This window comes from Nocardioides koreensis (genome assembly GCF_039531775.1).
GTDB lineage: Bacteria > Actinomycetota > Actinomycetes > Propionibacteriales > Nocardioidaceae > Nocardioides > Nocardioides koreensis.
Window position 1 is genome coordinate 135936 of the sequence record NZ_BAAAQR010000005.1, and the last position, 24979, is coordinate 160914.

Annotated in this window: 27 protein-coding genes and 1 tRNA gene; 6 read left to right on the forward strand and 22 right to left on the reverse strand. The window is 72.0% G+C overall.

The genetic code is table 11. The annotated features are described in order from the left end of the window. Positions 1-315: 315 nt before the first annotated feature. The 7 genes from ABD268_RS10340 to ABD268_RS10370 are packed head-to-tail and all read right to left on the reverse strand — an operon-like array spanning position 316 to position 7811. Positions 316-1125 carry a PaaX family transcriptional regulator gene (locus tag ABD268_RS10340; protein WP_344151075.1) on the reverse strand — a complete coding sequence of 270 codons (810 nt, stop codon included), beginning with the start codon at positions 1123-1125 and terminating at the stop codon, positions 316-318. After that, positions 1122-1541: an acyl-CoA thioesterase gene (locus ABD268_RS10345; protein ID WP_344151078.1), complete on the reverse strand. Its 420-nt coding sequence runs from the start codon at positions 1539-1541 to the stop codon at positions 1122-1124. The genes ABD268_RS10340 and ABD268_RS10345 overlap by 4 nt, the downstream gene beginning before the upstream one ends. A 23-nt stretch (positions 1542-1564) precedes the next feature. Beyond that, complete coding sequence (locus ABD268_RS10350; protein ID WP_344151081.1) at positions 1565-3952, reverse strand: bifunctional salicylyl-CoA 5-hydroxylase/oxidoreductase; 2388 nt, start codon at positions 3950-3952, stop codon at positions 1565-1567. Continuing rightward, entirely contained in the window at positions 3949-5592 is a 1644-nt protein-coding gene (locus ABD268_RS10355) for an AMP-binding protein (RefSeq protein WP_344151084.1), read from the reverse strand. Before ABD268_RS10355 ends, ABD268_RS10350 begins: the two co-directional genes overlap by 4 nt. Next, a complete protein-coding gene (locus ABD268_RS10360; RefSeq protein ID WP_344151087.1) occupies positions 5589-6491 on the reverse strand; it encodes an acyl-CoA thioesterase in 903 nt (300 codons plus the stop codon). The genes ABD268_RS10355 and ABD268_RS10360 overlap by 4 nt, the downstream gene beginning before the upstream one ends. Beyond that, positions 6488-6973, reverse strand: coding sequence for a cupin domain-containing protein (locus tag ABD268_RS10365; RefSeq protein WP_344151090.1), 486 nt, complete (start codon positions 6971-6973; stop codon positions 6488-6490). Before ABD268_RS10365 ends, ABD268_RS10360 begins: the two co-directional genes overlap by 4 nt. Before the next feature lie 22 nt (positions 6974-6995). After that, complete coding sequence (locus tag ABD268_RS10370; protein WP_344151093.1) at positions 6996-7811, reverse strand: fumarylacetoacetate hydrolase family protein; 816 nt, start codon at positions 7809-7811, stop codon at positions 6996-6998. 57 nt (positions 7812-7868) lie between these two features. Between ABD268_RS10370 and ABD268_RS10375 the strand changes: the two genes are divergently transcribed. Further along, entirely contained in the window at positions 7869-8300 is a 432-nt protein-coding gene (locus ABD268_RS10375) for a RidA family protein (protein WP_344151096.1), read from the forward strand. A gap of 140 nt (positions 8301-8440) precedes the next feature. Here ABD268_RS10375 and ABD268_RS10380 read toward each other — a convergent pair whose 3' ends face one another. Continuing rightward, positions 8441-8935 (reverse strand): hypothetical protein, encoded by a 495-nt coding sequence (locus ABD268_RS10380; protein ID WP_344151099.1) that lies wholly within the window; start codon positions 8933-8935, stop codon positions 8441-8443. A 232-nt stretch (positions 8936-9167) separates the two neighbouring features. After that, positions 9168-9241, reverse strand: a tRNA-Met gene (locus ABD268_RS10385). 78 nt (positions 9242-9319) lie between these two features. Here ABD268_RS10385 and ABD268_RS10390 point away from each other — a divergent pair. Next, a complete protein-coding gene (locus tag ABD268_RS10390; protein WP_344151102.1) occupies positions 9320-9778 on the forward strand; it encodes a GNAT family N-acetyltransferase in 459 nt (152 codons plus the stop codon). On the opposite strand, the gene ABD268_RS10395 is transcribed toward ABD268_RS10390, so the two are convergent. The 5 genes from ABD268_RS10395 to ABD268_RS10415 all read right to left on the reverse strand — a co-directional run bounded on the left by ABD268_RS10395 (position 9775) and on the right by ABD268_RS10415 (position 15183). Continuing rightward, positions 9775-12720, reverse strand: a complete 2946-nt coding sequence (locus tag ABD268_RS10395) for a UPF0182 family membrane protein (protein WP_344151105.1) — start codon at positions 12718-12720, stop codon at positions 9775-9777. The two genes, ABD268_RS10390 and ABD268_RS10395, sit on opposite strands and share 4 nt — an antisense overlap. 2 nt (positions 12721-12722) lie before the next feature. Beyond that, entirely contained in the window at positions 12723-13313 is a 591-nt protein-coding gene (locus ABD268_RS10400; protein ID WP_344151108.1) for a PPA1309 family protein, read from the reverse strand. After that, the gene (locus ABD268_RS10405) at positions 13310-14359 is read right to left on the reverse strand and encodes a YlbL family protein (protein WP_344151111.1); all 1050 of its coding nucleotides are present in this window, start codon (positions 14357-14359) and stop codon (positions 13310-13312) included. Before ABD268_RS10405 ends, ABD268_RS10400 begins: the two co-directional genes overlap by 4 nt. A 52-nt stretch (positions 14360-14411) precedes the next feature. Next, positions 14412-14648 (reverse strand): hypothetical protein, encoded by a 237-nt coding sequence (locus ABD268_RS10410; RefSeq protein WP_344151114.1) that lies wholly within the window; start codon positions 14646-14648, stop codon positions 14412-14414. A 94-nt stretch (positions 14649-14742) separates the two neighbouring features. Continuing rightward, a complete protein-coding gene (locus tag ABD268_RS10415) occupies positions 14743-15183 on the reverse strand; it encodes a molybdenum cofactor biosynthesis protein MoaE (RefSeq protein ID WP_344151117.1) in 441 nt (146 codons plus the stop codon). 56 nt (positions 15184-15239) lie between these two features. Here ABD268_RS10415 and ABD268_RS10420 point away from each other — a divergent pair, with 56 nt between their 5' ends. Next, positions 15240-16604 carry a zinc-dependent metalloprotease gene (locus ABD268_RS10420; RefSeq protein ID WP_344151120.1) on the forward strand — a complete coding sequence of 455 codons (1365 nt, stop codon included), beginning with the start codon at positions 15240-15242 and terminating at the stop codon, positions 16602-16604. After that, a complete protein-coding gene (locus ABD268_RS10425) occupies positions 16601-17143 on the forward strand; it encodes an NUDIX hydrolase (protein ID WP_344151123.1) in 543 nt (180 codons plus the stop codon). Before ABD268_RS10420 ends, ABD268_RS10425 begins: the two co-directional genes overlap by 4 nt. 4 nt (positions 17144-17147) lie before the next feature. Here ABD268_RS10425 and ABD268_RS10430 read toward each other — a convergent pair whose 3' ends face one another. From ABD268_RS10430 to ABD268_RS10440, 3 genes are all read right to left on the reverse strand, one after another. Then, a complete protein-coding gene (locus ABD268_RS10430; protein ID WP_344151126.1) occupies positions 17148-17675 on the reverse strand; it encodes a M48 metallopeptidase family protein in 528 nt (175 codons plus the stop codon). Between the two features lie 20 nt (positions 17676-17695). Beyond that, positions 17696-18748, reverse strand: a complete 1053-nt coding sequence (locus ABD268_RS10435) for a PHP domain-containing protein (RefSeq protein ID WP_344151129.1) — start codon at positions 18746-18748, stop codon at positions 17696-17698. A 345-nt stretch (positions 18749-19093) separates the two neighbouring features. Beyond that, complete coding sequence (locus ABD268_RS10440; RefSeq protein WP_344151132.1) at positions 19094-19888, reverse strand: enoyl-CoA hydratase/isomerase family protein; 795 nt, start codon at positions 19886-19888, stop codon at positions 19094-19096. Positions 19889-20081: 193 nt separating this feature from the next. On the opposite strand from ABD268_RS10440, the gene ABD268_RS10445 reads away from it, so the two are divergent. Together ABD268_RS10445 and ABD268_RS10450 are read left to right on the forward strand one after the other, a co-directional pair. Beyond that, positions 20082-20240 (forward strand): DUF5679 domain-containing protein, encoded by a 159-nt coding sequence (locus tag ABD268_RS10445; protein ID WP_011754982.1) that lies wholly within the window; start codon positions 20082-20084, stop codon positions 20238-20240. A 154-nt stretch (positions 20241-20394) separates the two neighbouring features. Then, positions 20395-21300, forward strand: coding sequence for a hypothetical protein (locus ABD268_RS10450; protein ID WP_344151135.1), 906 nt, complete (start codon positions 20395-20397; stop codon positions 21298-21300). 16 nt (positions 21301-21316) lie between these two features. On the opposite strand, the gene ABD268_RS10455 is transcribed toward ABD268_RS10450, so the two are convergent. From ABD268_RS10455 to ABD268_RS10475, 5 genes are all read right to left on the reverse strand, one after another. After that, positions 21317-21478, reverse strand: coding sequence for a hypothetical protein (locus tag ABD268_RS10455; protein WP_344151138.1), 162 nt, complete (start codon positions 21476-21478; stop codon positions 21317-21319). 142 nt (positions 21479-21620) lie between these two features. Next, the gene (locus tag ABD268_RS10460; protein WP_344151141.1) at positions 21621-21785 is read right to left on the reverse strand and encodes a hypothetical protein; all 165 of its coding nucleotides are present in this window, start codon (positions 21783-21785) and stop codon (positions 21621-21623) included. A 70-nt stretch (positions 21786-21855) separates the two neighbouring features. Beyond that, complete coding sequence (locus ABD268_RS10465; RefSeq protein WP_344151144.1) at positions 21856-22011, reverse strand: hypothetical protein; 156 nt, start codon at positions 22009-22011, stop codon at positions 21856-21858. Positions 22012-22082: 71 nt separating this feature from the next. Beyond that, a complete protein-coding gene (locus ABD268_RS10470; RefSeq protein WP_344151147.1) occupies positions 22083-22409 on the reverse strand; it encodes a WhiB family transcriptional regulator in 327 nt (108 codons plus the stop codon). Positions 22410-22847: 438 nt separating this feature from the next. Further along, the gene (locus tag ABD268_RS10475) at positions 22848-24893 is read right to left on the reverse strand and encodes an ATP-dependent DNA helicase UvrD2 (protein ID WP_344151150.1); all 2046 of its coding nucleotides are present in this window, start codon (positions 24891-24893) and stop codon (positions 22848-22850) included. Between the last annotated feature and the right edge of the window lie 86 nt (positions 24894-24979).

Consider the following 24979-nt stretch of genomic DNA (forward strand, 5'->3'; position numbering starts at 1 on the left):
CACGCAGACAGCACCGCGACCGCCTCGTCGGTGGAGCCGTTCGCTGCGAGCCAGTCGAACCAGCTGAGGAGCAGCGTGTCCCTGCCGCACCGCATCCATCTCGGCGAGCGCAGTCGCCGAGACCATCTCGCCCGGCTGCCCCTCGGGCACGTCGGACTGGAAGGTGTTGTCGGCCGCGGTCGCGTGGATGGGCAGGAACTTCTCGGCGCGGACCAGGAGGACTGCAGAGGGGGCTTGGGCACTCACGGAATCGAAATGTCGATCACCTGCGACGCCCGCCCCTCATCGGCGCCACCGACCCGGTCCGGGCACCGGTCAGGCCCGGGGCCAGTACCCCGCGGCGTGCTCGAGCGCGGGCTTCTCGAGCGCCGCGACGAGGCGCTCGAACAGTGCGACCGCCTCGGGCGCGCTCCACGCCGGGTCCAGGAGCTCGCGCGGGAGACCCGGGTCGCGGAAGGGCAGCCGGCGCCAGTGGTCGACCAGCCCCAGGTAGGTCACGAACGCCCGACGCGGGTCGGTCGGGGCCGCCGCGCCCTCCTCCTCGGCGGCGTAGGCGTCGATGAAGTCCCGGTAGCTGCGGTCGATCCCGCGCAGGTCCCAGCTCTCGTACAGCAGTCCGGTGAGGTCCTGGGTGCCGACGTACTCTCCGACGAAGATCGCAGCGTGCTTCTCCAGGCCGAGCTCGGCGACCGCCTGCTCGGCGGCCGCGCGCATCCGGGCGGGCGCTATCCACATCGCGGTGCCGACGTTGCCGAAGCCGAGGTTCGTGAGGTGGGAGCGCAGCTGGTAGCGCTTGGCGCGGATCGACTCGGGGACGCTGGAGTTGACGATGCACCAGCCCGCGGCCAGGTCGGCGGGCTGGCGGGCGTGCCAGATGACCTCGTCACCGGCGGCCAGTGTGGCCGCGGCCTGCTCGGTGAGGCGGTAGCCGCGGGCGCCGTCGCGGGTCTCGGAGACCAGCCAGCCCCGCTCCTTGAGCCGGAAGACCGCCGTTCGCACGCTCGCGGCGTCGATGCCGACCTGGGTCATCAGGTCGACCGCGCCGGCGATCGGCATCCAGTCCCCCTGCGGGCGGACGACGGCGCCGAGAAAGCTGACCACGAGGGTCCGCGAACGCTTGCTCATCGACCGCATTCTGCCGGAGCCAGGGCGGCCACCCAGGCGCCCGGCCAAGGGGCGCTGGCCGCGCCCTCCGCGTGGGCTGCGGCGCCGCCGCCGATGTGGACGGTGATGTAGGCGCCCCGGGCGGCCCGCCGTCGCGCGCGGCCGTCGAGCTCCTCCCCCCAGACCTCGAAGTCGAACCGCATCGACGACCGCCCGAGGTGGGCCAGCGTGACCACCGCGGTGACCTCCTGGCGGAAGAACAGCGGGGCCTCGAAGTCCACCTCGAACCGCACCCGGGGCGCGACCGGGAAGTAGCCGGTGAGGCCGCGCTCGTGCATGAGCGTGGCCTCGGCCGCCTCCACGAACCGCATCACCGTGCTGTTGTGGTAGATGCCGGCGGCGTCGGTGTCGATCCACTCGACCCGGGTGTGGAACACACCCGTGGGCCGCCCCTGCCCGGTCACACCGACACGGCCACCGGGTCGGTGGTCCGACCCGGTGTCCAGCGCACGTGGACGGAGTCGGCGACGCCCTCACGCAGCAGCTGCAGCCGCGGCGGGACCTTGTCGGTGCGCGCTGTCGGCGGCTTGCGCCGACCGGCGGCCCACTGGACCGGCCACTCGGCCGCGGCGCCGCGGTAGTCCTGCTCGGCAGCGGCGTGCAGGGTCCAGCTCGGGTCGTAGAGGTGCGTGCGGCCCAGCGCGCAGAGGTCCGCCCGTCCCGCGAGCAGGATCGAGTTGACGTCGTCGTAGCTGGAGATCGCCCCGACCGCGATCACCTTGACGCCGGCCGGCTCCGCGACGCGGTGCCGGATCTTGTCGGCGAAGGGCGTCTGGTACGAGCGGCCGAAGGCCGGCTGCTCGTCCTTCGACACCTGTCCCGACGAGACGTCGATCGCGGCCGCGCCGGCGGCGACGAACGCCCGGGAGATCTCGACCGCGTCCTCGTCGGTGTTGCCGTCCGGCATCCAGTCGGTCGCCGAGATGCGCACGGTGACCGGGATGTGCTGCGGCACCTCCGCGCGGACCGCGTGGAAGACCTCCAGCGGGAACCGCAGCCGGTTCTCGAGGGAGCCGCCGTACTCGTCGGTGCGGTGGTTGGCGACCGGCGAGAGGAAGGAGCTGAGCAGGTAGCCGTGTGCCGCGTGCACCTCGACGAGGTCGAAGCCGGCCTCGACGGCGCGCCGGGCGGCGGCGACGAAGTCGGCCACCACCTTGGCCAGGTCGGCCCGCGTGGCCTCCCGCGGCACGTGGCAGTCGGCGCCGTAGGGCAGCGGCGAGGGACCGATGACGGGCCAGTTGCCCTCGTCCAGCGGCTCGTCCATGCCCTCCCACATCAGCTTGGTCGAGCCCTTGCGTCCCGAGTGGCCGAGCTGGATGCCGATCTTCGCGGTCGAGTGTCGATGGACGAAGGAGGCGACCGTCCGCCAGGCGTCGCGCTGGCCGTCGGTCCACAGCCCCGGGCACCCCGGGGTGATCCGCCCCTCCGGCGAGACGCAGGCCATCTCCGTCATGACCAGGCCCGCTCCCCCCAGCGCCTTCGACCCGAGGTGGACCAGGTGGAACTCGTCGGGGACGCCGTCGGACGCGGAGTACATGTCCATCGGCGAGAGGATGACGCGGTTCTTCAGCTGCAGCTCACCGATCGAGGTCGGCTGGAACATCGCCGGCGCCACCTCGGGGGCGCCCTGGTGGCGGGCGAACTCCGCCTCCAGCCGGGCCGCGAAGCCGGCGTCGCGCTCCTCGAGGTTCTCGAAGGTGATCCGGCGCGATCGGGTCAGGAGGTTGAACACGAACTGCGCCGGGTCCTGGTCGGCGTACATCCCGATGTTCTCGAACCACTCCAGCGACGCCTGCGCCGCCCGCTGCGTCGACTCCACCACGGGCTTGCGCTCGGCCTGGTAGGCCGCGAGCGCGGCCTCGACGGAGTCGTGCTCGTGCAGGCAGGCAGCCAGCGCGAGGGCGTCCTCCATCGCCAGCTTGGTGCCCGAGCCGATGGAGAAGTGCGCGGTGTGCGCGGCGTCGCCCACCAGGACGACGTTGCCGTCGTACCAGCGCTCGTTGCGGACGGTGTGGAAGTTGATCCACTTGGAGTTGTTGGTGAGGATCTCGTGGCCCTGCAGCTCCTCGGCGAAGATCTCCTGGATCCGCTCCACCGCGTACGTGTCGGACACACCGGGCGGGAAGGCCTCGTGCTCGGTCCGGTCGAGACCGGCGCGGCGCCAGACGTCCTCGTGCATCTCCACGATGAACGTCGAGCCCCGGTCGGAGTAGGGGTACCCGTGGATCTGCATGGTGCCCCACTGCGTCTGCTTGACGAAGAACTGGAACGCCTCGAAGACCAGGTCGGTCCCGAACCAGATGTACTTGTTGTGCCGACGGTCGAGGTGCGGCCCGAACGCGTCGGCGTACCGGGTGCGGATCGTCGAGCTCAGCCCGTCGGCGGCCAGCACGAGGTCGTACGACGCCCGCAGCTCGTCGGGGTCGGGGGCCTCGGTCCGGTAGTGCACGGTGACACCGAGCTCGGCGACCCGTTGCTGCAGGATCTCGAGCAGCTCCTTGCGGGACATCGCGGCGAAGCCCTGGCCACCGACGGTGAACGGGTGACCGTTGAAGGTGACGTCGATGTCGGTCCACCGCGCGAAGCGCCGCTCCATCTTGTCGTGGACCACCCGGTCCGCGCCCTCGATGCTGCCCAGGGTCTCGTCGGAGAACACCACGCCGAACCCGAAGGTGTCGTCGGGCGCGTTGCGCTCCCACACGGTGACCTCGTGGCCGGGATCGAGGGTCTTCATCAGGGTCGCGAAGTACAGCCCGCCCGGGCCGCCTCCGGCGATCGCGATCTTCATGCCCGGGCCTCCGTCTCGACGATCTCCCGCAGCTTGAAGTGCTGCAGCTTCCCACTGCTGTTGCGCGGCAGCGACGGCACGAAGCGCACGTCGCGCGGGTACTTGTACGGGGCCAGCAGGCCCTTGACGTGGCCCTGGAGCTCGGTGACCTTGTCGGCGTCGCCCGCGACCCCGTCGCGCAGCACCACGAAGGCGCACACGATGGTGCCCCGGTCGGGGTCCGGCTCACCGATGACGGCCACCTCGACCACGTCGGGATGGGTGTCGAGCGCGGCCTCCACCTCCGGTCCCCCGATGTTGTAGCCGGAGGAGACGATCATGTTGTCGGTGCGCGACCGGTACCAGAAGTAGCCGTCCTCGTCGCGCACGAACGTGTCCCCGGTGACGTTCCAGCCGTTGACGACGTAGCCGCGCTGGCGGTCGTCGTCGAGGTAGCGGCAGCCCACCGGACCGATCACGGCGAGCCGGCCCTCGACACCGGGGCCCACCTCGTTGCCGTCCGGGTCGAGGATCGTGGCGCGGTAGCCGGGCACCGGCCTGCCGGTCGCGCCCGGACGGATCTCGTCGCCGGCGGCCGAGACGAAGATGTGCAGCATCTCGGTGGCGCCGATGCCGTCGATGACCTTCAGCCCGATCTCGCGGTGCAGCTCCTCCCACGTGGCCTGCGGCATGTGCTCGCCGGCGGTGACCGCGACGCGCAGCTTGGCCAGCTGCCCGGCCTTGCCCGCCCGGAGGATCTGCTTGTACGCCGTCGGCGCCGTCGCCAGCACCGTCACTCCGTGCTCGGCGACGAGGTCGGCCAGCTGCGCGGGCGCGGCCGCCTCGGTCAGGAACGCGCACGCCCCCGCGCGCAGCGCGAACACGACCTGCATCCCGAGCCCGAACGTGAACGCGAACGGCGCCGAGCAGGCCACCCGGTCCTGCGGCTGCAGGCACAGCGTGGTGCGCCCGAAGGTGTTGTCGATCGAGAGGATGTCGCGGTGGAAGTGGGTGGTGATCTTCGGGGTCCCGGTGCTGCCCGAGGTGGGTCCGAACAGCGCGACGTCGTCGGCGCTGGTGTCGACCGCCTCGAACTCCGTGGGCTTGTCGGCGATGCGCCGGGTCAGGTCGTCGGCGGCGTCGCCGCCGTAGCCGACGACCCTCAGGTCGGGGGCGGTCGCCTCCTGCACCACTCGTACGTCGTCGAGGTGGCGGTGGTCGACCAGCGCGATCGAGGGCCTCGTCTTCTCGACGATCGGGGACAGCTCGGTCGCGCGCAGCGCGGCCATCGTGGTCACGACGATCCCGCCGGCCTTGAGGATCCCGAGCCAGGCGGCGACGGTCCAGGGGTTGTTGGGCGAGCGCAGCAGCACCCGGTTCCCGGCGACCAGGCCGAGGTCGTCGACCAGCAGGTGGGCGATCTGGTTGGCGCGCGCCCGCAGCTCGCCATACGTCCACGTCGTGCCGTCCGGCGTCAGCAGCGCCGGCCGGTCCGGGCCGTGCTGCAGCGTCGGCGCGTCGATGATCTCCGCCCCGGCGTTGAGCCGCTCCGGGTACTGCAGCAGCGGGGTGGTGAACTCGAGCGTCGGCCACTGCTCGACCGGGGGCAGGTGGTCGCGCGCGAAGGTGTCGCGGTAGCCGGTCGTCGACAGCCCGGTCACGAGGTCACCCCCGCGGCCCGGATCATGCCCTCCTGCACCACGGTGGCGACCAGCACGCCGTCGACGGTGAAGAACCGGCCGACCCCCGTGCCACGGCCCTGCCCGACCGAGACCGCGTCCTGGGCGTAGAGCAGCCAGTCGCCCATCCGCACCGGTCGGTGGAACCACATCGCGTGGTCGAGGCTGGCCGTCACCAGCCCCTCGTCGGCCCACGCGAGGCCGAGGACCCGCAGCACCGGCTCGAGGATGGTGTAGTCGCAGACGTAGGCCAGCGCGGCGCTGTCGCGCTGCTCGGCGGTGAGTCCCTCGACGTCTCGCAGGGTGTCGAACGGCCGCACCCACAGGGCCTGGTGCGGGGCGGGCTCACCCTCGACCGTGAGGTAGACCGGCCCCGGCACGTGCCGCATGTCGAAGCTGCGGCCGCCGGACCAGTAGGCCCTGGAGGTCTCCGTCATGGTGCCGCCGGCCCTGTCGGCGAGGTAGTCCGCCGAGCTCGGCAGCGTCTCCGGCGCGGGTACGCCGGTGGGCATGCTCACCTGGAAGTCCTCGCCCGGCTCCCCGGCGGCGAAGCTGGCCATGCAGACGTAGACCGGCCTGCCCCCCTGGTAGCCGCGCACCTGGCGGGTGCTGTAACCACGGCCGTCACGCAGGATCTCGACCTCGTAGCGGACCTCGGCGCCGATGTCGACGGGCCGCATGAAGTAGGAGTGCATCGAGTTCAGGCTCTTGCCGTCCGTCACGGTGCGGATCGCCGCGACGGCCGCCTGGGCGACCATGTCCCCGCCGTACGCCTTGGGCCAGGGGCACGGCTGCGTGGTCGCGGTGAAGGCGACGTCGTAGACCTCGGCCTCGGCGGCCTTCAGGGTGACGGCGTCGGTGAAGATCTGTGAGGTGCTCACGGGCGGTTCCCCCAGTTCCTCAGCTCGGCGTCGTCGACCTGCGGCAGGTTGACGACGATGTTCTCCGGCGTGCGCGTGGTCATCCACGTCAGCGGGTTGTTCCGGTCGAGGTTGCACTCGATGTGCGGCATGAAGGGCGGCACGAACACCCAGTCCCCCTCGGACATGTCGAGGTAGTCCTCGAACCGCTCCCCGAAGTAGATCCGGGCCCGCCCGGAGAGCACGTAGCCGCCGGTCTCGGCCTCGCCGTGGTGGTGCGGCACCGAGCGGTACCCGGCCAGGTTGTGCACCTTGCCGAACCACAGCCGGGTGGCCGGGGTGTGCTGGATGCTGACCCCGCTGATCCGGGAGGCACCCTCGCTCTGCCCGGTCAGGTCGGGCTCCCGGCCCGCGCGGGTCACGAACGGCACCACCAGGCCGCTCTCGTTCGCGTACGCCGAGGCGTCGCCCTCGAGCACGTGGTTGCTCAGGTCGGGGTCCATCGATCTGTCCTGTCTGGTCGTGTCAGCGGGTGAGGTGGACGGTGTTGGTGAGCGTGCCGATGCCCGGGATCTCGGTCTCCACGACGTCGCCGTCGGCGAGGTACGTCGGCGGCGTCATGCCCATGCCGACGCCTCCCGGCGTGCCCGTGAGGACGACGTCGCCGGGGCGCAGCACCGTGAACGTGGAGACGTAGGACAGCAGCGCCGCGCTGTCGAACACGAGGGTCTTGGTGTTGCCGCGCTGGCGCTCCACGCCGTTGACCCGGCAGATGACGTCGACCCCCGCCTCCGGGTCCAGCTCGTCGGGGGTGACCACGACCGGACCGAGCGGCGTCGTCGCGTCCCAGGCCTTGCCCTGGAACCACTGCAGCGTGCGCCGCTGCCAGTCGCGGATCGAGACGTCGTTGGCCACCGTGTAGCCCCCGATGCCGGCGCGCGCCTGCTCGACCGTCGCGCCGCGCAGGGTCGCCCCGACCACGACCGCGAGCTCGGCCTCCCAGTCGGCGTCGACGCCGGCCGGGAGCTCGATGGCGGCGTCCGGGCCGAGCAAGGTGTCGGCGTACTTGGCGAAGAGGGTCGGGTACGCCGGCTGCTCCCGGCCGGTCTCCTCGATGTGGTCGCCGTAGTTGAGGCCGCAGCAGACGACCTTGCCCGGCGTGGGCAAGGGAAGGACCGGCACCGCGTCGACCAGCTCGGCACCCGCGAGCCCCGCCGCCCCGGCCACCGGGTGCGAGCGCAGGAAGGCGCTGAGGTCGGGCGCCGGGAGGGCCCGCCATGCGCCGTCCCGCCGGATCGCGGCCGTCGTACCGCCCGGGGAGGTCACCGTCGCCAGTCGCATATTTCAGTTCTCGCACGAACGTTGCAACGTTGTCAATAGATCGCCTACGGTGGCGTCATGACGACCGACCTGACGCCGACCCCGGTGAACCCCGACTCGCTCCCGAAGCCGAGCGGCTACTCGCACGGCACGCTCAGCGGCAACACGCTCCACCTTGGCGGCCAGACCGCCCTGGATGCGGACATGAAGATCGTCCCGGGTGGGATCGTCGAGCAGTTCCGCCAGGCGTTCGGCAACGTCCTCACGACGCTGCGCGCCGCGGGCGGCGTCCCTGAGGACCTGGTGTCGATCACGATCTACCTGACCGACATCCCGGACTACCAGGCGCACGGCAGCGAGATCGGCGCGGCCTGGCGCGAGCTGGCCGGCCCCGTCTACCCGGCGATGGCCGGCATCGGCACCACCGCGCTGTGGCAGCCCGAGGCGCTGATCGAGATCCTCGGCGTCGCGGTCATCCCCGACGAGCGTCTGGTGCAGCCGCGCCCCTGAGATACCCCTTCGCCACTTGGGCGTCCCGCGGGTTTCTTGGTCGCCACCGGACTGGCCGTCTCGCCGGTCACCTCATCTGGCGACCCCGCCTTGGCCGGGACACGGGCGCGGCTCCCCGGCTTCGAGTCGGGTTCGTGCGGTCACGGTCTGTCGAAGTGCCAGCCATCGGCCGTCGTGACGATCGACGGGCCGGTCGAGTCGCCGAAGACGCCGCCGCCGTACTGCACCAGTCGCAGGGCCGTGCCGGACGGCGTCCCGGACGCGACGCGCATCTGGACGGTCAGGAGCCCGTTCCCCGTGGCGCGGACTCGCTGCGTCCGGGGGGTCACCGTGATGCCGGTGGCCGAGGACCGCACCCGCACCTTGCCGCTGTCGGAGGTGGTCACGCAGACGGTCAGGTCGACCGGCTGGCCGTAGGGGTGGGTCTCGGTGGACCAGTCGGTGCCGAGCACCATGCCCCCGTCGCTGCCGACCATCGGCAGGTCGCTGCACTCCCCGGCGCTGGTCGGGCTGCCATGCGGACCGGGCGGCTCGTTGCTGGTCTGGTCGTCCAGACCGCAGGCCGTCAGCGCGAGGAGCAGGATCGACGAGGTGGCGAGGAGCCGTCCGGACGGAGTGTTCCGATACTCATGCACGATCCGCCCCCGGGGTGCTCTACTCGGCGCCGGCCCGATCTGTGGCCGTGTCGATGAGTCGGGGGACTTCGTCATGAGGAAATCGTCGCAGCCCACCCATCGCCCGGTGGCGGCTTCCATCGTTTCCGCAGCGCTTGCCCTCGTGGCGACGCCCGCGTCGCCACCGCCGAAGCGGGATGGTTGCACAAACAGAAGCGGCCCTCACAGTCACTGTGAGGGCCGCTCCATCTTGTAGCGGGGGCAGGATTTGAACCTGCGACCTCTGGGTTATGAGCCCAGCGAGCTACCGAGCTGCTCCACCCCGCGTCGGTGAACACAACCTTACGGGATGGGTTGGTGGGCACCAAATCGACCCCCTGCCCGGCGTCGTGGGAGGGTCCCGCCATGACCGAGAACGACCACGTCCACTCCCCCGCGCTCCGGATCGGCGAGGCAGATCCCGGGCTCGACGAGCGGCTCAGCCAAGAGCTCACGAGGTTCAACGTCGCGGCCACCGGCGCGGACAATGAGCGCGAGCTCACCGTCGCCGTCCACGACGAGGCGGGCGAGCTGATCGCCGGACTGAGCGGCTGGACCTGGGGCACCGCCGCCGGGATCGGGATGGTGTGGGTGCACGACGACCACCGACGGGCGTCCTGGGGCGGCCGGCTGCTGCGCGCGGCCGAGGACGAGGCCCGGGCGCGCGGGTGCACCCGGATCTACGTCTCGTCGTTCACCTTCCAGGCGCCGGCGTTCTACCAGCGGCACGGGTACGCCGAGTTCGCGCGCACCGAGGGCATCCCGCACCCCGACCACGCCGACGTGCACATGCGCAAGGAGCTCACACCCCAGGAGACGCCCTAGGACCCGGCCTTCTGCTGGTCCGCGAGCGACACGGCCCGCTGGATCAGCGACTTGGCCTCCTCGACCTTCTTCGCGTAGGCGACGGTGTTCCCCTTGCGCAGCGCGGCATCGGCGTCCTGGAAGGCCTGGTCGGCCCGGTCCAGCAGCGTCCGGATCTGCGCGCTGACGGTGCCGGTCGGGGCGTTCCCACCGTCGCCACCGCCCTTGCCGCCGCCGTTCTTGTCCGGAGGCTGCGTGCTGTCCCCGGGCTGCACGTTCAGCGCGTCGGCCAGCGCGTCGCCCAGCGTCCGGCCGATCCCGACCTCGTCGCCGTAGGAGACCAGCACGAACTGCAGGATCGGGTAGCCGGACGTCGACCCGGCGCGCACGGCGTACACCGGCTCGACGTAGATCAGCCCGTCGTCGACCGGCAGCGTGAGCAGGTTGCCGAAGATCGGCGGCGCCCCGCCGAGCTGGAAGGGCTGCAGCTTCTCGCGGACGTCGTTGTTCGAGGCGAAGTCGTTCGCCACCAGGCCCGGGCCCTTCGTCGACTGGTCCGGCAGCTGCAGCACCTGCAGCTGCCCGTAGCTCTTCGACGTCGCGTCGGAGTCGACCGAGACGAACGCGGCCAGGTTGTTCTTGTTGTACGGGGTGAAGACCGAGGTGAGGGACCAGGCCGGCTGTGCGCCCCCGTCCGCGGTCGGCTGGTCGACGAAGAGCCGGTACGGCGGCTGCAGGTGGCCCTTGGTGTTCGGGTCCTCCGGGACCGCCCAGCGGTTGTTGCCCTGGTAGAAGTCGTTCGGGTTGGTCACGTGGTAGCGGGCGAACTGGTAGCGCTGCACCTTAAACAGGTCCTCGGGGTAGCGCAGGTGGTCCATCAGGTCGTCGGGGATCGCCGCCCGCGGCTGCACGGTGCCGGGGAAGGCCTTCTCCCACGCCCGCAGGATCGGGTCGGTCTCGTCCCACGCGTAGAGGGTCACCGTGCCGTCGTAGGCGTCGACGGTCGCCTTGACCGCGTTGCGCATGTAGTTGATCTCGTCGGTGGGCAGCGTCCGCAGCCCCGAGGTGTCGCGCAGCGAGTCGTCGGTCATCGTCGAGAAGGACTCCTTCTCGGCCGACGGGAAGCGGTCGGTGGTGGTGTAGCCGTCGAGGATCCACTGGATCCGGCCGTCCACGACCGCCGGGTAGGCGTCGCCGTCGATGGTCAGCCAGGGCGCGACCTTCTCGACGCGGTCGCGGGGGTTCCGGTTGTAGAGCACCTGGCTCTCGGAGTTGACCCGTCCGGACAGCAGGAAGTTGGGCTCGCCGAACTTCACGGCGTACATCAGCTGGTTGAAGAAGCCGCCGACCGGCACCCCGCCCTTGCCGGTGTACGTCGTGGTCTTGTCCGCGGCCTCGCCCGAGCCGGTGGTGAGACCGAGGTCGAGCTCGACGTCGGGAGCGCCGTCCGGCTGGCCGACGATGGAGTAGTCCGGGCTCTGCTCCCCGAAGTAGACCCGCGTCTCGTAGTCCCCCAGCGCGTTCTGCGCGGTCGGCTCGTCGGAGGTGGGCTGGCCCTCGGCCCACTGGATGCTGGTCTGCTCGGCGGTGTTGTCGGCGGGGCGCTGGTTGGCGTACGCCGCGATGACGCCGTTGCCGTGCGTGTAGACGGTGTGCAGGTTCGACCAGTTCTGGTCGCCGGGGTCGATGCCGTTCTGGTCCAGCTCACGCACCCCGAGCACGAGGGCCCGGTCGTTGCCCTGGATCCGGTAGCGGTCCACGTCGAGGACGTCGGCCACCGAGTAGTACGCGCGGGCCTGCTGGTTCTGCTCGAAGGTCTGGCGCACCAGCTGGGGGTCGACCAGCGGCGTCGACGAGGTGGACTGCGCCAGCGCGGGCAGCTGCCCGCCGGCCGCCGTGGGGCTGCTCGAGTACGACTGCGGCTCGACGCTCTGGAAGTCGTAGGCCTGCCGGGTCGCCGCGATGTTCTTGTCGATGTACGGCGCCTCCTTGTCGGCCTCCGACGGCTTGACCTGGAACTGCTGCACGATCCCGGGCCAGATCAGCCCGAGCAGGATCGCCGACAGGGCGAGCAGGGCCAGGCCGACCGAGGGCAGCAGCCAGGTGCGCCGCCACACGTTGAGGAAGAACAGCACGGCGCAGATGAACGCGATGCCCAGCAGGATGTTCTTGGCCGGCAGCACCGCGTGGTCGTCGGTGTAGGTCATGCCGGTGATCAGCCCGCCGCCGTCGGTGACCAGGTCGTAGCGGTCCAGCCAGTAGTCCGCCGCCTTCGCCAGCACGAACACGCCCAGCAGCACCGACAGCTGCGCCTGCGCCGCCCCGGAGAGCCTGTCGTGGGAGGTCTGCAGCCGGACCCCGCCGTACAGGTAGTGCACGACCGCTGCGGCCAGCAGCGCGACGACGGTGACCGCCATCGTGAAGTTGACGAGGTAGTGCAGCCAGGGCAGGTCGAAGACGTAGAAGCCGATGTCCTTGTGGAAGTAGGCGTCGTCGGTCCCGAATGGCACCCCGTTGCGCCACAGCAGGTAGTGGCGCCACTGCCCCACCGCGGAGGAACCGGCGAACAGGCCGACCACCACCGAGACACCGACCAGCAGCCAGGTGCGGATCGGGGTGACCGCGTCGCGGTAGCGGTCCAGCCCGGTCTGCTCCGGGGAGTTGGGCCGGAACAGCGGCCGGAGCCGGTAGGCGAGGTACATGTTGACGCCCACGACCACGGCCATCAGGGTGCCGAAGACGAGGAACAGCCCGGTCTTGGTCCAGAACAGGGTGCTGAACACCTCGGAGTAGCCGCCGTTGCGGTACCAGAGCCGGTCGGTGTAGAACCCGGCGAAGGTGGTCAGCCCGAAGAAGCCGAGCACCACGACGACGGCCGTGATGATGAGCGCGCGGGAGCGGCGCGGCGCCGGCTTCGCCGGCGGCGGGGTCTCCCGGGGGTCGTCGTCGAACAGCTCGCTCACCGCTACTCCTCCGTGTCGTCCAGCGTGGAGCGCAGCAGCTCCAGCAGCGCAGGGACCAGGTCCGTGCCACCCACCACCGACTGGGCGTCGTCGTGGGCACGCAGCCGCAACGCGCAGTACGTCGAGCCGCCGCGGGTGACGCCCGCGACGATGCGGACCTCCTGCCGGTCGGGGTGCTCGCGGGCGTACTCCTCGGCGCGGGCCCGGTCCTCGGGGATCTCGGCGTCCGCGTCGGGGGGCAGCACCAGCCGCTCCACGACGGCGGCGCAGCCGGCCACCCCGGTGGGCCAGGCGATCGCCTCCAGGACCGACTCGAGCGGCCGGTCGGGCGCCAGCTGGTCCTGCTCGACCGGCGTGAGCGAGCCCTCCTCCGAGGCGGCGTCCAGCCCCATCGCCGCGGCCAGCGCGGGCTCGCGCGCGACGAGCTGGGCGGTGTCGACCAGCGCGTAGAGCCGGGCCGGCTGGTCCCAGCCACCCTCGGCGATGTGCTCCTCGATCTCGAGCACCGCCGCGGCCAGCGCCGGGTCGGTGTCGAGGTCGGCGGTCAGGTCGGGGTTGAGCTCGGGAGTCAGCTCGGGGTCGGGACCGTTCACGAGTCCTCCTCACAGGACGGCAGGGCCGCGTCGTGGTCGGCGTCCCAGGTCTTCAGTGCCTGGACCGCGTCGTGCATCGTGGTCGCCTTCACCAGGCGCATGTCGCCGTTCGGCGCACCGAGGGCGTCCTTGCAGTTGTCGGGCGGGACCATGAAGAGCTGGGCGCCGGCGTCGCGGGCGGCCACGATCTTCTGCTGGATCCCACCGATCGGCCCGACCCGGCCGGTCCCGTCGAGGGTCCCGGTCCCGGCGATGACCTCGCCGTGGGTGAGCGAGCCCGGGGTGAGCGTGTCGTAGATCCCCAGGGAGAACATCAGGCCCGCGCTGGGCCCGCCGATCGCCGGGTCGATGTTGACCGCGACCTTGAACGGGAACTGGTAGCCGGTGCCGAGCTGGATGCCGATCGTCGGCTTCCCGTCCTTCTCCTCCGGGGTCACCGGGACCTCGACGCGCCGGCCGTCGCGGCGCACCACGAAGGTGACCTGCCGGCCCGGCGGGACGGCCTGGACGGCCTTGATCACGTCGTCGGTCGAGGTGACCTTCCGGCCGTCCACCTCGAGGAAGATGTCGCGCACCTGCAGCGCCCCCTGGGCGGGGCTGCCGTCGACCACGCTGAGCACCTCGACCGCGGGCTGCACGTCGTACCCCAGCTCGTCGAGGGCCACCGCGACCGCCGAGTCCTGCGACGACACCATCTCGACCGCGCCCTCCTGGCGGTTCTGCTCGGTCGTCTCGTCCGGCCGGTAGACCGCCTTGTAGGGGTAGACGGAGTCCTCGGGGCTGATCCAGTCGTGCATCAGCTCGGCCAGCGTGACCTTGGCGTCGGGCTGGGAGACGTAGACGGTGGTCATCCGCAGCTCGCCGTCGTCGCGGTAGGTCTTGTGCCCCTGGACCTGGATGATCTCCTGGCCCTGGGTCTCCGCGAGCACGTCGACGGTCAGGCCGGGCTCGTAGGTGACGTAGGGCAGCGGCTCCGTGGCGGCGGCCACCCACAGCGCGATCAGCAACGGCGCAGCGATCAGGCCGGCGAGGGTGCGCTGCGTCATGGCGCCAAGCCTCTCACCTGGGGCAACCGTCCCTGCGCACGGTAGTCGGACGTCAGGAGGCGCGACGGCGCGAGGGGCGAACGGCGATGCCGGTGCTGCGGTCGCGGACGGGGGTCCGGGCGGCGTACGGCGTGGGACGCTTCGGCTCCCGCTGCATCGCCTCGGCCAGCCGGCGCACCGCCACGTCGCGGTCCACCTCGCCACGACCCTCGCGGCCCAGCCAGCTCACCCAGACCATCGCCACGAGGGTGACGACGACCGGGGGCAGCAGCCAGAACAGGATCTCCACGGATGAAGGGTAGGCACCCGGGGGCGTCCGGCCCGGGAGAAACGCTGGTCTCGACAAGCTCGACCAACGGAGATCACAGCGCGACCAACGGAGATCAGGGCGAGCCCACCCACTCGTCGGTGCCGTCACCGAAGCGCTGGTGCTTCCAGATCGGCACCTCGGCCTTGAGCGTGTCGATCAGCGCCCGCGAGGCGTCGAAGGCCTCCCCCCGGTGCGCGGCGGTGGTGGCGATGACGACGGCGATGTCGCCGATCGCGAGGCTGCCGGTGCGGTGGACCGCGGCGACACCGTGCACGTCGTACTCGTCGGCGACCCGCTCGCAGACCTCGCGCAGCTTGGCCTCGGCCGTCGGGTGGGCGGAGTAGTCGAGGCCGTCGACGTCGCGGCCGCCGTCGTGGTCGCGGACCCGGCCGACGAAGAGGGTGAGGCCGCCGCTGGCCTCGTCGTCGAGGGCGGCCACGACCTCGGCCACGTCGAGCGGCACCTCGCGCAACGCGGCGAGGCGGACGATGGAGTCCACGGTTGAATCGGTCACGGATCCGACCCTAGTCCGACCCTGCCGACCTTGCCGCTGACGCGTACGGTTGGGGCATGAGCAACAACCCCGGTGACACCCCCGACCAGCCGGACGACGGCGGCCAGAACCCGTTCAAGGGCACCCCCTTCGAGCAGTTCTTCGGCAGCGCCGGACTCGGCGGCTCCCTCGGCGGCGGCCCCGGCGGGATGCCCGACCTGGGCGCGCTGTTCAGCCAGATCCAGTCGCTGATGCAGCCGTACGACGGCCCCATCAACTGGGACTTCGCCCTCGATACGGCCCGCAAGATCGTCGCCCAGCAGCCCGACCCCTCGCCGACCCAGAAGCAGAAGGACGCCGTCGCGGACGCCGTCCGCCTCGCCGACCACTGGCTCGACGACACCACGAGCTTCCCCTCCGGCGTCACCTCGACCGCGGCCTGGAGCCGCGCCGAGTGGATCGTCGGCACCACCGACGTGTGGAAGGTGCTCGTCGAGCCGATCGCCGACGGCTCGGTCCAGGCCCTCGGCAGCGCCCTGCCCGAGGAGGCCCGCGCGGCCTCCGGACCGATGCTCGGCATCCTCGGCAAGGCCGTCGGCGCGATGCTGGCCTCCCAGGTCGGCTCGGGGCTGGGCGCCCTGGCCGCCGAGGTGCTCAGCGTCTCCGACATCGGCCTCCCGCTGGCGCCCGCGGGCAAGGCCGCGCTGCTGCCGGCCAACGTCGCGGCCTTCGCCGAGGGGCTCGACGTCCCCGAGGACGACGTCGTGCTCTACCTCGCGCTGCGCGAGGCGGCCCACCAGCGGCTGTTCGCCCACGTGCCGTGGCTGCGCGAGCACCTGATCGGCGCGGTCGCCGACTACGCCCGCGGCATGGAGATCAACGCCGAGGGCCTCCAGTCCCGCATCGAGGAGCAGATGCGCGGCGTCGACCCGACCAACCCCGAGTCCATGCAGCAGCTGCTCGAGGGCGGCATGTTCGACCTGCCCCAGTCCCCCACCCAGAAGGCTGCGCTCGAACGGCTCGAGGTGACCCTCGCCCTGGTCGAGGGCTGGGTGGACGAGGTCGTCCACGAGGCCACCCACGAGCGGATGCCCACGGCCGCCAGGCTGCAGGAGGCGTTCCGGCGCCGCCGGGCCGCCGGCGGTCCGGCCGAGCAGACCTTCGCCACGCTGGTGGGCCTCGAGCTCCGGCCGCGGCGGCTGCGGGACGCCTCCACGCTGTGGGGATCCCTGCGCACCCGCCAGGGCCTCGAGGCCCGCGACGGTGTCTGGATGCACCCCGACCTGCTCCCGACGGCCGCCGACCTCGACGACCCGCTCGGCTTCCGCGAGGACGCCTCGGCGCCCGCGGAGCTCAGCGACGACGACTTCGACGCCGCCCTGCGCGACCTGCTCGACGGTGGCGACGGCTCCGGCTCGGCCCCTGGCTCCCCCGCCGAGTGAGCCTGCACGCCGACGCGCTCGCCGTACTCTCGGGCTGGGCGGCGCCGTCGCCCGCCCAGGAGGCGCTGCGGGCGCGGTACGTCGACCACCTGCGGGCCGAGCCCGACGGGATGCGGCGCACGTGCTTCCCCGACCACCTCACGGCCGGCGTGCTCGTCATCGACGAGTCCGGCGAGCAGGTGCTGCTCAACCTGCATCGCAAGGCGCAGCGCTGGTTCGCCTTCGGTGGCCACTGCGAGCCCGGCGACGCCACCCTCGCCGGGTCGGCGCTGCGCGAGGGCCTCGAGGAGTCGGGCCTGCCCGAGCTGCGCTTCGACCCGGTGCCGGCGCACCTCGACGCGCACGCCGTGCCGTTCTGCGACCCGCGCGGCACGGTGCACCACCTCGACGTCCGGTACGTCGCCCAGGCGCCGGCGGGCGCACGTCACGCGACCAGCGACGAGTCCCTCGACGTGCGCTGGTGGCCGCGGCACGGCCTGCCCGACCTGGAGCCGGAGATGCACGAGCTGATCGCGATCGCGCGCCGGCGCTTCTCCTGAGGGATCAGTCGGCGTCGCCGCTGGGTGGCGGGTCGAGCCGGGCCGCCGCCGACCAGCCCAGCAGGTAGCCCTTGGCGCGATCGGCTTGCGGGTAACGGTCCACCCACGCCCAGAACCTGGCGTCGTGGCCGGGCTCCAGCAGGTGCGCCAGCTCGTGGACGAGGACGTAGTCGATCACCCAGGGCGGCATCCCCCGCAGCCGGGCCGAGAGCCGGATCGTGCGGTCACCGGGCGTGCAGGAGCCCCAGCGTGACTTCTGGTTGTCCACCCAGCGCACCGACTCCGGCGTCGCGAGGCCGCCGAGGTACCGGTCACTGAGGCCCAGTGCCCGCTGCATCAGGTCGTCGTCCGAGGGTCGACGGCGCTGCTCGGAGCGCTCCAGCCGGCTCAGCATGGTCTCGACCCACTCGGCCTCCTCGGCGCGGCTGAGCGAGGCGGGGATCATCACGATGATCCGGTCGCCGTCCCGGTAGGCGGAGACGGTTCGGCGCCGCCGCTTCGAGCGGCGGACCTCCACCTCCGGACTCCCCATGAGCGAAACCTAAGCCATCATCACCGATTGGCCCACGCCAAAAGTCGGTCCTTCGGCCACGTGTTGACGATCCGGTCCGGGTCGATCCCAGCCTGCTCGGCCCGCTCGCAGCCGTAGCCGAGGAAGTCGAGCTGGCCCGGCGCGTGGGCGTCGCTGTCGATCGAGAAGAGGCAGCCGGTATCGCGGGCCAGCTCCAGCAGCTTCGTGGGCGGGTCGCGCCGCTCCGGGCGGGAGTTGATCTCGACCGCGACGTCGTGCTCGGCGCAGGCCTCGAAGACCGTCCGCGCGTCGAACTGCGAGCCCGGGCGGGTGCCGCGGTTGCCGGTCACCAGGCGACCGGTGCAGTGGCCCAGGACGTTCATCCGCGGGTTGCGGATGGCGCCGACCATCCGTCGGGTCATCGCGTCGGCGTCCATCTTCAGCTTGGAGTGCACGCTGGCCACCCGGACGTCGAGCCGTGCCAGCAGCTCGTCGGTCTGGTCGAGGCCCCCGTCGTCGAGGATGTCGACCTCGATCCCCTTCAGCAGCGTGAAGCCCGCCCCACCGAGGTGCTCGTTGACGGCGTCGACCACGCCGAGCTGGCGGGTCAGCCGCTCGGCGCTCAGCCCCCGGGCCACCTTCAGCCGGGGCGAGTGGTCGGTGAGGACGAGGTACTCGTGGCCGAGCTCGATCGCCGTGAAGGCCATCTCCTCGATCGGGGAGCCGCCGTCGGACCAGTCGGAGTGGGAGTGCAGGTCGCCGCGCAGGGCGGCCCGCAGGTCCTGCCCGCCCGCGGTGACCGGACCGCCGTACTCCTCCTCGAGGCGGGCCAGCCGCTCGGGCACCCGGCCCCGGACGGCCTCCTCGATGACCCGCGCCGAGCTGGCGCCGACCCCCGGCAGATCGGTGAGGGTGCCGGCCTCGACCGCCGCCTCGACCTGCTCCTCGGGCATCGGCAGCAGCGCCGCGGCCGCCCCGCGGAACGCCTTGACCTTGTAGGTGTCCTCGCGGCCGCGCTCCAGCAGGAAGGCGATCCGGCGCAGCGCGGCGACCGGTCCCCCGTCCCAGGAATCGCCCGCACCTCGGTCCGACACGCCGTGCTCCTCCGACATTTCTTCTCTCCACAGGCGGTGGATGACCATCCCCGCTGGTCAGCGCAGCGTACGACGCCGGGCCGGGCGTGTCCTCCACAGGCTCGTCCCGGGGTGGCACGGCGGTTCTCCACCGGTCCCGCCGCCTGCCCCACAACGTTGTCCACAGGTTGTCCACAGGCCACGGGAAGCGGGCGTTGACCGGGGTCGACGCGGACTCCTAGCGTGGTCCCCAGATGAGGCCCCCGGCCCGTCGACCGACACTCGCAAGGGGAAGGCAAGTGTCGCGAGGCGGGCCGGGGGCCCTTCTGCGTTCCCCGCCCCGTGCCCCTGCTCGGCTGCCGGCTCTCAGCTGCCGGTGAAGGCCGGCCGCCGCTTCTCGCGGGCCGCCCGGATCCCCTCCTGCAGGTCGGCCGTGGCGAGCGTGATCGGCTGGGCCATCGCCTCCCACTGCAGGCAGGTCTCGAAGTCGGCGTGACCACCGTCGGCCAGCGCCAGCTTGGTCAGCCGGCTGGCGATCGGGGCGGTGGCCGCGATCCCCTCGGCGGTCGCCAGCACCTCGTCGGTGAACGACGCCGGGTCGATGACCCGCGAGACCAGCCCCAGGCGCAGCGCCTCGTCCGCGTCCACCACCCGCCCGGTGAGCAGCAGGTCCCGGGCGTGCGCCTCCCCCACCACCTGGGGGAGCAGCCAGGTGCCGGCCATCCCGGCGTGCATGCCCAGCTTCACGAACGGGACGCCCATCCGGGCGCCGGCGGCGGCATACCGGAGGTCGCAGGCGAGCGCCAGGCACAGGCCGGCGCCGATCGCCGGCCCGTTGATCGCGGCGATCGTCGGGACCTCCAGCTTCCGGATGGACAGCCAGGCCCGGTAGAACGCCATCATCCGGGTCCGCAGGTGGTCGACCGACGCGTCCGGCTCGCTGGCGATCCACGAGGTGTTGCCCCCGGAGCAGAACGCCGAGCCCTCCCCGGTCACCACGACCACCCGCAGCGACCGGTCCGCGGCGAGCTCGTCGACGGCCGCGACCCAGGAGTCGGTCATCTCGTCGGACATCGCGTTGCGCTGGTCGGGGTTGTCGAGGGTCAGCACGGCGACGCCGTCGCTGGGGCGGTCGAGTCGCAGGTGGGTGAGTTCAGGCATGCGCACAACGTACTGAGCGCAGAAGCCGGCCACCGTGACCCGGTTCACGCCGAACGGTGCGCCTGCTACGCCTCAGCGCGCGTGTGTCGTAGGGTCGACTCGGCTCGGCGGCACCCGCCGTCGGGCTCCGACGGGTTTTCCCACGTGTTCCCCGTCGCGACGACCGAAGTTATCCATAGGCAAGGAGGCCGTCATGGCGGAGACCTGGAGCGGCGAGTTCTACTGCGTGAAGTGCAAGGAGAAGCGCGAGGCCGAGGGCGAGGTCAAGGTGAACGACAAGGGCACCCGCATGGCCAAGGCCGTGTGCCCCGTCTGTGGCACCAACCTGAACCGCATCCTCGGCAAGGCGTGATCACCAGCTGATCGCCCCCACGAGCTCAACGGCGGCGTCGCCCGGTCTGCGGACCGCAGCGGCGCCGTCGTCGATTTCGGACCACTGGGTACGCCGCCCGCGCGCCTGTGGATGAGCGCCGTCACGATCTCGGGAGCTGTGCCAGCCTGCCCGCATGCTCCCTGACGCCCCCGCGGACGACGCCGAGGTGCCCGGGCTTCCCCGGCGCCCCGCGCTGCGACCCGGGCTGCACGTCGTACGCCGCGACGACCGGCACCTGCAGGTCGGGGTCGACCCTCCGGCGGTCCTGGTCGTCCCCGACGACCCCGAGACCCGCCGGGTCCTCGACGACCTGCGCGCCGGCGTGCGGCCGGTGACGGAGTCACTCCCCGCCCGGCGACTGCTGGCCGACCTGCTCGCGCACGGGCTGCTGGTCGACGCGACGGCCCGCGACCTCGCCCTGCGGGACGCCGCCGACCGCGGCGCCGTGTCGGCGGCGTACGCCCAGTTCGGGGACGACGCCGGGCGGCGCCTCGCCGCCCGGGCGGACGCCCGGGTGCTCGTCGAGGCACCGACCGACCTCGGCCGGGCCACCTGGCTGCTCCAGGCCTCGGGCGTCGAGCTGGCGGCCCGGCCGGACGAGGCGACCGCCGCGCTGGTGGTCTGCGAGGAGGTGCTGCCCCGCGGCCGGCTCGATCCGCTGCTGCGGGCCGGCCTGCCCCACCTGGTGGTCGCCCCCGGGCCCGGCGGCCTGACCGTCGGCCCTTTCGTGGCGCCGGGGCTCACCGCCTGCCAGCGCTGCGTCGACGCCCACCTCGCGGAGCGCGACCCCCGCCGGTCCATGCTGATCGAGCAGTGCGGCCCCGCCACGGTCGCCGGCGGCCCGACCCCGCGGGACCCGGCGCTGCTCGCGCTCGGGGTGGCGCTCGCGGTCCGGGACCTGGTCGCCTTCGTCGACGGCGACGAGCCGTCGACCTGGTCGGCGTCGGTGACGGTCGGGCCGGACCTGGGCCTGGCGCGCCGGGCCTGGCGACGCCACGCCCACTGCGGGTGCTCCTGGGACGACGTGCTCGCCGTCTAGCGGGACCCCGCCCGGCTCACCAGAACTCGCTGTCGAGCTTGCCCTCCATCGCCCGCAGGTTCTCGCGCGAGCAGGCGTCGCAGAAGACCCGCTTCCGTCCGTTCTCCACCGCCGTCGTCCAGCTCAGGGTCGCTGCCCCGTCGCTCTCCTGACGACCGCAGAAGTCACACGTGGTCACGCCCCGAGGCTACGCCGCGTTCCGGACCCACACATGGCAGGAGCCGGGTACGACGAGGATTCGTCGTACCCGGCTCCTGCTCTTCACACCCGCGATCAGGTGTTCCGGAGACGGGCTCCCCCGCGGGGGGCCGCCGACGGCACTACAGGGCGCGAGCGAGGGCGAGACGCGCCTGCTGCGCTGCGAGCTCGGCCTTGCGGCTCAAGCGTCGGGCGCGGGCCAGGTTGTGGCCCAGTCGCTGCTGCTGCGCCTCTCCCAGGCGCTCGCGCATTTGCGCGCGGGCCAGGTTTTCGTGCATGAGATTCATGGTCTTGCTCCGCTTTCGGTACGTCTTCATGGCTGGTGTCGGATGACTTTCGTGGTCGTGCCGCGTGGGCTCAGAGCGCGCGGGCGAGGGCGTGACGTGCCTGCTGCGCGGCCTGCTCGGCCTTGCGCGTCAGGCGGTGGGCTCGGGCCAGTCGGTGACCCTGCTGCAGCTTCTGCGCCTCTCCCAGGCGCTCGCGCATTTGTGCGCGAGCCAGGTTCTCGGGCATGAGATTCATGGTGTGGCTCCGGTTCGTGAAGGTGTTCATGGATGTTGAGGGCTTTCGTGACGGAGGACGCCTTACGCGGCGGCCTCGTTCTTGCGGGGTCGGCCGCGCGGACGCTTGCGGGGGATCACCACTCCCTGGAGGAAGAGCTCACCGCCCCAGACGCCCCAGGGCTCGCGGCGCTCGAGTGCTCCGTCGAGGCACAGTGCCTGGACCGGGCAGCCCTGGCAGAGCACCTTGGCGTGCTCCACGTCGGCGGGAGACTCGGCGAACCACAGCTCGGGGTTGTTGGCCCGGCAGGGCAGCAGCTCGTCGTCCACCTGGCCGGCCTGGTCGTGCAGCTGACCCAGGCTCGGCGCCTCGGCAGTCCCATCGGTGCGGTCGAGAACGCTGATGGTCATGTTTCACCTCCTTCTTCTGACCTGATCGCGTGTGTGTTGCTGAAAACAGGTGGCCCGAGAAACAGAAAGGCCGCGGATCCCGGTGAGGGTTCCGCGGCCTGGAGGCTGCCGATGCTGTTGATGGTCAACAGGTCGGTGGTCTCCAGGCAGAGGTCCCCGGGAAGTAGCCCCGCACGAGGCCCGTGCCGATGCCGGCGACTGCCTTGCGATCGCGCACGACAGAGGTGGCGAGGGCGCAGGAGGGCATGCCGACGGTCGACGGGATCTGAGCCGTCTCGTGGGTCATGGTGCTGAACATTCGGTCCACCTCCTTCGGTGCGTCGGCGCCGGCGTTGTCAGGGCCGTGGTGCGCGGTTTGTGATGACGGAAAACTATCGTGCGATCTGTGTAATGGGCAAACGATTTTGTGGGTATTTCTCGAAAAAGTTCCGGAAGTCCTCACCCCACGAGCGTCAGCACGTCGTCGCCGTACTTCTCAACCTTGGACCGGCCTATACCACTGATGCGCAGCAGTGCCTCCGGGGTGCGCGGCTTGTGCTCGGCGATCAGCTGGAGGGTGGCGTCGGTGAACACCACGAACGCCGGGACGCTCTCCTCGCCGGCGCGCTCCTTGCGCCACTCGCGCAGCCGCTCGAAGAGGGCCTCGTCGTAGGAGGCCGGGCAGTTCTCGCACCGGCCCCGCTTCTTCTCCGCGCCGCTCATCAGCGGCTTGCCGCACTCGCGGCACCCGGCCACCTTCCGGTTGCGGGCCGCCGGCTCCCGCACGACGCGGGTCTCCTCGGGGAGCAGCGGCGTCAGGAACCGGGACGGCTTGCGGGAGGGCCGGCCGCCGGGGTTGCGGGCCTGGGCCCACGACAGCGACAGGTCGAGCCGGGCCCTGGTCATGCCGACGTAGAGCAGCCGGCGCTCCTCCTCGACCGCGGCGGGGGTGTCGGCGTAGGTGATCGGCAGCGTGCCGTCCTGCAGCCCGCACAGGAAGACCGCGTCCCACTCCAGGCCCTTGGCCGCGTGGAAGGTCGCGAGCGTGACCCCGTCGGCGACCGGGGCGTGCTGCTCGGCGGCGCGGCGGTCGAGGTCGTCGACGAAGTCCCCCAGCGTCGTGCCGGGGGTCCGCGCGAACTCGGTGGCCTGGTCGACCAGTGCCTGCCAGGACTCCCAGCGGTCCCGGGTCTGGCCGCGGGTGGTGGGCGCCTGGCTGGTCCAGCCCATGCCCGCGAGCGTGCCGTGCACGGTCTCGAGGAACTCGTCCCCCTCCCCCGAGCGGGCCGCCCCGCGCAGCCGGGTCACGGCCTCGCGCACCTCGGGCCGGTCGAAGAAGCGGGCGGCGCCGCGGACGACGTACGGCAGGCCCCGGCTCGAGAGCGCCTCCTCGTAGGCCTCGGACTGGGCGTTGATCCGGAACAGCACCGCCACCTCGCCGAGGGGACGGCCCTCGTCGCGCAGCTCGGCGATCCGCGCGGCCACGGCCTCGGCCTCGGCGACCTCGTCGGGTTGGGAGGTGTAGCTGACGGCCGGGCCCGAGGGGCGCTGGGCGCGCAGGTCGACGCCCCGGCTGGACGAGCCGGCCAGCAGCGTGTTGGCCGCCCCCACGATCTCGGGGGTGGAGCGGTAGTTGCGCACCAGCTCGATCGAGGTGGTGTTCGGGTGCTTCGCCGGGAACTCGCGCAGGTAGGCGGCGTTGGCGCCCGCGAAGGAGTAGATGGTCTGCGCCGGGTCGCCCACCACGCACAGCTCGTCGCGGCCGCCGAGCCACAGGTCGAGCAGCGCCGACTGCAGCGGTGAGACGTCCTGGAACTCGTCGACGACGAACCATTTGTACTGGCGGCGGACCTGCGCGGCGACGCGCTCGTCCTCGGCGAGCATCCCCGCGGTGAGCAGCAGGACGTCCTCCATGTCCATCCGGCCCTGGCTGCGCTTGACCTCCTCGTAGGCGCCGAAGACCCGGGCCACGGTCTCGGCGTCGTGGCCGGTGACCGAGCGCCCCCGTGCGGTGGCGACCTGCCCGTAGTCGTCGGGGTGGACGTTGCTCACCTTGGCCCACTCGATCTCGGAGGCCAGGTCGCGCAGCAGCGCCTGGTCGCTCGCGAGCCGCTGCCGGCGGGCCGCCGTGGCCAGCAGGCCGATCTTGGACTCGATCAGGGACGGCAGCTCGGTGCCGTGCACGTGGGGCCAGAAGTAGCGCAGCTGGCGCAGCGCCGCTGAGTGGAACGTGCGGGCCTGGACCCCGCCCGCGCCGAGCGTCCGCAGCCGCCCGCGCATCTCGCCGGCCGCCCGGGTGGTGAAGGTCACGGCGAGCACCTCGGTCGGGGCGTAGACGCCGGTGGCCACGCCGTGGGCGATCCGGTGGGTGATCGCCCGGGTCTTGCCGGTGCCCGCGCCGGCGAGCACGCGCACGGGACCGCGCAGGGCCTCGGCGACGCGGCGCTGCTCGGGGTCGAGCGCGGCCAGCAGGTCGTCGGGGTCGGGCCCGGGGGCGCTGGGCATCGGGGAACAACTCCTCGGTGTGATTGGTTGACCTCTCGGTCCGAAACCCTAGACGGACGCGACGACAGCTCGGGACGAGCAGACAG